Source organism: Streptomyces jumonjinensis (assembly GCF_009600885.1).
Taxonomy (GTDB): Bacteria; Actinomycetota; Actinomycetes; order Streptomycetales; family Streptomycetaceae; genus Streptomyces; species Streptomyces jumonjinensis.
Window position 1 is genome coordinate 40,301 of record NZ_VCLA01000204.1, and the last position, 6,264, is coordinate 46,564.

The following is a 6,264-nucleotide window of genomic DNA, read 5'->3' on the forward strand; positions in this document are numbered from 1 at the left end:
CCCGGGTGCTGCCCACCTTCAACTCCCATGCGATCGAGAGCCAGCTCCATCACATCAAGGGGCTGTCGGAGCACTTCCTCTACTTCAACGACGACATGTTCCTCGGCCGGCCCGTCACCCCGCAGGACTTCTTCCACTCCAACGGGCTGACCAAGTTCTTCCCCTCCCCCGCGCTGATCCCCATGGGGGAGCCCGGCGATCAGGATGTGCCCGTCTCCGCCGCGGGCAAGAACAACCGGACGCTGCTGGACTCGCACTTCCAGACGGTCATCACGCATAAGATGAAGCACATTCCGTACCCGCTGCGGCGCAGTGTGCTGGCGGAGATCGAGAGCGTCTTCGCCGACCGTCACCGGGCCACCGCCGGCAGCCGGTTCCGGAGTCTGGAGGATCTGTCGATCGCGTCCTCCTTCCACCACTACTACGCCTACCAGACCTCCCGCGCGGTCGCGGGGCGGATCAGCTACGCCTATGTCGACCTCGCCCATCCGGACACCGGGAGACGGCTCGGCCAGCTGCTGGCCCGCCGTGACCGGCAGGCGTTCTGCATCAATGACACCGTCTCCGGCGATGAGGACGTCGAGAGCCAGGCGCGACTGCTCCGGCCCTTCCTGGAGGCGTACTTCCCGGTGCCCGGCCCGTTCGAGCGCGCCCCGGCGTAAAACCGCCCGGACGGCGCGGGCGATGTCACACATCCGGCGCTCCCGCGCACTAGGTCGTGTCTTCAAAGGGACGGGACTTTGAAGACACGACCTAGGAATCCCGGTGCCGCACAGAGTCGGCACCGGCCGGGTGTCAGGAGGATTCCGTGGATCTGGTGTTGTCGGCGGCGGCGGCGATAGTGCTGCTCGGCGCCGTTGGACGAACGGCGGCAGCCGCGCGGCGCGGTCTGGAGCGCATGGTGCGGGACATCGTGGCGCGGACGCTCGCGGGGCAGGACCGGTGGGGGCGCGAGGGTGCTCCGGCCGGTCCCGCCGCATCCGGGCGGGGGCCCGCCGACGGCCCGTTCGGCGGAGCCGGGGTGAGCCGTCATGGAGGACGCGGCGAGCGCTGAACTACGGGTCACCGAGGCTCCGCAGAGCCCGCCGGCCGTGCTCAGCGGCCGGGATCTGGCGGAGGAGCTCCACCATGCCGAGTTCCCGGGTCTGGTGCGCTTTCTGCTGCTGAACGGGGCGTCGTGGAACGAGGCGCAGGACGCGGCCCAGGACGCCTTCACCCAGATGTGCCGTCCCGGCATCCGGATCACCCATCCCAAGGCGTGGCTGCGGACGGTGGCCTGGCGCTGCTGGTTACGGCAGCAGGTGCGGCCCGAGGATCCCTGCGCGGAGATCCCGGACGTACGGACGGCGCACTGGCAGACCCCGGCGCACGCCGCGGAGCTGGGCACCGAGGAGCGCCGGGTGGTGGAGTTGCTGCTGCGGCTGCCGGCCAAGCAGCGGGCCGCGCTGGCGTGGAATCTGGACGGCTTCACCGCGCAGGAGAGCGCGCAGGCCATGGGCATCAGCCCGGAGGCGGTGCGCCAGAACCTGGCCCGGGCGCGGGCGACGCTGAAGGCGCAGCTGGGCCTGGAGGGTCCGGCGGACCTGGAGGATCCGGCGGAGACCGGCGTACGGGAGGTGGAGCGATGAGCGACGGCGGCGGGGCCGGCCGGCTCGACGCGCTGCTGGACGCGGCACACGAGCAGCTCGGTATCGCGGTCTACGACGGTCTGACGGGGCAGGGCGGCCCGCCGGAGCCGCGTGATCCCGACACCGCTCTGGACGGGCTGCTGGCGGCGGCGCACCGGCAGACGCTCTCGGCCGTCGTGCGGCGTACGGAGCGGCTGCGCCGGGCGGCGCTGGCCTGTGAACGGCGGGGTGCGGGAGCGGGTTTCGCCCGGAGCGCGGGCGTGCTGATGCGGCGTCCCGCGGCGGTGCGGCTGAAGTACCGGGAGCAGGCGCTGCGGATCGCCCGGGACTACTGGCCGCAGGATCTGGACGAGTCGGTGCGCCGCGCGCGCGACGCCGTGCAGGAGCTGATCGTCCAGCTGGAGGCGGAGTCGCTGCCGGAGACGTCCAGGGAGCGGCTGGCACGGGTGGGCGACGACCTGGGGCGGGTGCTGGCGCTGCCGAGAGCGCGGCGGCTGCCGCCCGCGCTGACCGGATACGACTATCTGGAGGTGGCTCAGGCCCGGCTGTCCGAGCGGGCCGCCCGGCTGATGGACGCGGCGGACGCCGCCCGCACCCTGCTGGAGGCGGAGCTGATTCCCCGGCTGGGCGGCAGGGAGGTCTCCTGGGCCGGTGCGCTGGAGGTGGCCGAGGATCTCGCCGACGATCTCGATGTGGCGTATCAGTCGGCGGTGTCGCTGCTCGGCGCGGTCACCGAGGCCGAGGAGGCGGGCAATGACTTCAGGGGCGCGGATCTGCACACCGTCGCCCTGGACGGGGTCCGGCTGGAGGGTGTGCGATGGGATGAGGAGACCGCCTGGCCCCCGGGGTGGGAGCAGCGGATCCGGCGGGTGTCGCTGGCGGCGGGCGACGGTCTCGGGGTGCTGGTGGTGGGGCCGCAGCCGTACGACAGCGCGGTGGCGGCCGATCTCTGACGTGTACTCCGGGCGCCGGCGGCCCCGGGCGCTCAGTCTCCGGGCGCTCAGCCTCCGGGGCGGGCGGCCGGAGCCGTCGGGGCCGGGTCCCGGTCGCCGTCGAAGACCGGGCCGGAGCCGTCGGGCGCCGAGTCGGGCAGCCAGAGCCCGGCGATGACGGCCAGGGCGAGGACCACGGCGGCCAGCAGGGCGAGGACCAGCCGCCGTCTGCGTTCGCGGCGCCGCCACTCCCCTCGTGCGGTCCGGTAGGCGCCGGGGGCGGGGTGCACCTGCTCCGCGAGCGCCGCCATGGCCTCGCTCAGCCGCCGTTCGGTGTCGGGGCCGCTGACCGGCTCGGCGCCGGGGCCGGTCATCGCCGGTTCTCCAGTACCTGGGTCAGGGCGGCGATGCCGCGCGCGGTATGGGTCTTGACCGAGCCGGTGGAGATCCCCATGGCCTTGGCTATCTCGCTTTCCTTCAGTCCCATCCAGTGACGCAGCACCAGCGCCTCGCGCTGTCTGGGGGGCAGTTGCCCGAGCGCCGCGATCAGCGCCCGCTGGTCGTCATGGAGCAGCGCGGTGTACTCGGCGGACGCCGCCCACTCGGCGACCGGCGGCTCGGTGTGCTTGCGGACGATCTGGAGGTGGCGTATCCGCATCCGGGTGAGGTTGCAGACGACGGAGCGCAGATACGACTCGGCGCGGTCGGCGTCGCGCAGTCGGCGCCACTTGCGGTAGATCTCGTAGTAGGCCTCGGCGACGATGTTCTCCGGGTCGTCGGCGCCCAGCAGTGCGGCGAGGCGCAGCATCGAGGCGTAGTGCCGTTCGAAGAGACGGGCGAGGGCCTCTTCCCGGTCCAGGTCGGCGGGGTCGGCGACCGCGCGGAGTTCGGGTGCGCGGGCGTCCATCGGCCCGGCGGGCCGTGGTGTGGCGAGGGCGCGGCCGGCGCGCGATGTCCGTCTCATGGGGAGCTGGTTCCCGTCTCGGGCCGGGTCTGATGGGTGGATCGCGGGGGCAGGGAGGCGGTGTCCGGGCCGCCCGGTACGCCCCTGGCCCGTGGCGGCGCGGCGCCCGCGACCGCGACCGGGTGGAAGGCCGCCGCCGCGCCTCCTTGGGGCATCGTTCACCGTCCGTGGCTCGTTCCGCGCCGACGTGCGCGCCGGTTTCCTCGCGGGTACCGGAGCTCCGGGCGGGCGGTGCCCGGAAATCTTCCCGGCGTCTTCTGTCAACCAAATCGCGCAGGTCGGCAACTCTTCCACAGACCGGCGGGGAACAGGGCCCGGCGGCGGGTGACGGAGGAGGATTCCCATGGCCGGAGACGACCGCCGTCCGGGGCACGGCGGCCGGGGACGGGCCGCCGGGTCGCGGCCGGACTCCTTCTTCCCGCGCCCGTGGTCGCGCCGCTGTGGGCGCCCTGGTACGCAGGGGTGCGGCCCCGGCCGGCCGGTGTGCCGTTCTTCTCCTGGTATCAGCTCGTCCGGGCGCCCGGAGCCCTGCCGGCCGCTCAGCCGCTCGCCCGGGTCCGCTCCGGTGAGCGGGTCCGGGCGCTGACCCCGCCGTCTCACGTCCCACTGTCCGTCACCCATCGCCTCTGTGAAGGAGCCAGCGTGTCGCGGTCCTCCGCGCCCCTATCGCGGGCCAATCCGAAATCCGTTCTGCTGTGGACGACCGTCGCCGTCGTCGGCGCGATCTGCTGGGGTGTGCTCGCCCTCGCCCGTGGTGAGGAGATCTCGGCCGTCTGGCTGGTCGGCGCCGCTCTCGGGTCGTATGCCATCGCCTACCGGTTCTACTCCCGGTTCATCGTGACCCGGGTGCTGCGCCCCGACGACACCCGGGCGACCCCGGCCGAGCGGCTGGAGGACGGCGTCGACTTCCAGCCCACCGACCGCCGGGTGCTGCTCGGCCATCACTTCGCCGCCATCGCGGGCGCGGGCCCGCTGGTGGGTCCGGTGCTCGCGGTGCAGATGGGCTATCTGCCGGGCACCATCTGGATCGTCTTCGGCGTGATCTTCGCCGGTGCGGTGCAGGACATGGTGGTCCTGTTCCTCTCCATGCGCCGGGACGGCAAGAGTCTGGGGCAGATGGCCCGGGACGAGATCGGAAAGGTGGGCGGAGCGGCGGCGCTCATCGCCGTCTTCGTCATCATGATCATTCTGCTGGCGGTGCTGGCGCTGGTCGTGGTGAACGCGCTGGCGCACTCGCCGTGGGGGACCTTCTCGGTCGCGATGACCATCCCGATCGCGCTGTTCATGGGCTTCTACATGCATGTCATCCGGCCGGGCCGGGTGCTGGAGACCAGCGTGATCGGGGTGGTCCTGCTGCTGCTCGCGATCGTGGGCGGCGGCTGGATCGAGAACTCGTCGCTGGCGGACTCCTTCACCCTCAGCCCGACGACGCTCGTCTTCTGTCTGGTCGGCTACGGCTTCATCGCCTCGGTCCTGCCGGTGTGGATGCTGCTCGCGCCCCGTGACTATCTGTCGACCTTCATGAAGATCGGCACCATTGTGCTGCTGGCGCTCGGTGTGCTGTTCGCCGCCCCCGTGCTCCAGGCCGACGCGGTGACGGACTTCGCCTCGGGCGGCAACGGTCCGGTCTTCGCGGGGTCGCTGTTCCCGTTCCTGTTCATCACCATCGCCTGCGGTGCGCTCTCCGGCTTCCACTCCCTGGTCTCCTCGGGCACCACGCCCAAGCTGATCGAGAAGGAGTCCCAGGTCCGGATGATCGGCTACGGGGCCATGCTCATGGAGTCGTTCGTCGCCGTGATGGCGCTGATCGCGGCCTCCGTGCTCGACCCCGGTCTCTACTACGCCATGAACGCGCCGGCCGGACTGCTCGGTTCCAGTGTGGAGTCGGCGTCCCAGGCGGTGGCCGGCCTCGGCTTCACCATCTCGCCCCAGGAGCTGGCGGCGGCGGCGAAGGCGGTCGAGGAGAGCACCTTGGTCGCCCGGACGGGCGGAGCTCCGACGCTGGCGGTCGGCATGTCGCAGATCTTCTCCGATGTGATCGGCGGGGAGGGCATGAAGGCGTTCTGGTACCACTTCGCCATCATGTTCGAGGCGCTCTTCATTCTGACGACCGTCGACGCCGGTACCCGGGTGGGCCGGTTCATGCTCCAGGACATGCTGGGCAATGTCTGGAAGCCGCTCGGCCGGGTCAACTGGAAGCCGGGCATCTGGCTGGCGAGCGCGCTGGTCGTGGCCGGCTGGGGCTACTTCCTCTACGCGGGGGCCACCGACCCGCTCGGCGGGATCAACCAGCTCTTCCCGCTGTTCGGGATCGCCAACCAGCTGCTGGCGGCCATCGCGCTGACCGTGGCCACCACGCTGCTGATCAAGTCGGGCCGGTTCCGCTGGGCGTGGGTGACCGGCCTCCCGCTCGCCTTCACCGTGGCGGTCACCTTCACCGCCAGCTGGCAGAAGGTGTTCTCACCCGACCCGAGGGTCGGCTTCTTCGCGCAGCGGGACCGGTTCGCGGACGCCATCGACGCGGGGACGGTGCTGCCGCCCGCCAAGAGCATGGACGATATGCACACCATCGTCACCAACTCCACCGTGGACGGTGTGCTGATCATCCTCTTCGTGGTGCTGGTGACCACGGTCGTCGCCAACGCGGCAGTGGTCTGCGTCCGCGCGCTGCGCTCACCGACCCCGCCCGCGACCACCGAGGCGCCTTATGTGGAGTCGAAGCTCGATGTGCGCCCGTCGA

General features: G+C 71.7%; 7 protein-coding genes. 5 read left to right on the forward strand and 2 right to left on the reverse strand.

What is annotated here, in order from left to right; genetic code table 11:
- The 4 genes from FF041_RS37040 to FF041_RS37055 all read left to right on the forward strand — a co-directional run.
- Nucleotides 1-662: stealth conserved region 3 domain-containing protein (locus FF041_RS37040; RefSeq protein ID WP_194292358.1), on the forward strand; the 662-nt coding region annotated here is incomplete at its 5' end.
- Nucleotides 663-808: 146 nt separating this feature from the next.
- Nucleotides 809-1,054, forward strand: a complete 246-nt coding sequence (locus tag FF041_RS37045; protein ID WP_153527143.1) for a hypothetical protein — start codon at nt 809-811, stop codon at nt 1,052-1,054.
- Nucleotides 1,032-1,628 carry an RNA polymerase sigma factor gene (locus FF041_RS37050; RefSeq protein ID WP_153527145.1) on the forward strand — a complete coding sequence of 199 codons (597 nt, stop codon included), beginning with the start codon at nt 1,032-1,034 and terminating at the stop codon, nt 1,626-1,628. Before FF041_RS37045 ends, FF041_RS37050 begins: the two co-directional genes overlap by 23 nt.
- Entirely contained in the window at nt 1,625-2,581 is a 957-nt protein-coding gene (locus FF041_RS37055; protein WP_153527147.1) for a hypothetical protein, read from the forward strand. The genes FF041_RS37050 and FF041_RS37055 overlap by 4 nt, the downstream gene beginning before the upstream one ends.
- 47 nt (nt 2,582-2,628) lie before the next feature.
- On the opposite strand, the gene FF041_RS37060 is transcribed toward FF041_RS37055, so the two are convergent.
- Together FF041_RS37060 and FF041_RS37065 are read right to left on the reverse strand one after the other, a co-directional pair.
- A complete protein-coding gene (locus FF041_RS37060; protein WP_153527149.1) occupies nt 2,629-2,934 on the reverse strand; it encodes a hypothetical protein in 306 nt (101 codons plus the stop codon).
- On the reverse strand, nt 2,931-3,524 hold the full coding sequence (locus tag FF041_RS37065) for an RNA polymerase sigma factor (RefSeq protein WP_194292359.1): 594 nt from the start codon (nt 3,522-3,524) through the stop codon (nt 2,931-2,933). Before FF041_RS37065 ends, FF041_RS37060 begins: the two co-directional genes overlap by 4 nt.
- Nucleotides 3,525-4,166: 642 nt before the next feature.
- On the opposite strand from FF041_RS37065, the gene FF041_RS37070 reads away from it, so the two are divergent.
- A partial coding sequence (locus FF041_RS37070; RefSeq protein ID WP_323393704.1) for a carbon starvation CstA family protein occupies nt 4,167-6,264 on the forward strand: 2,098 nt, incomplete at its 3' end.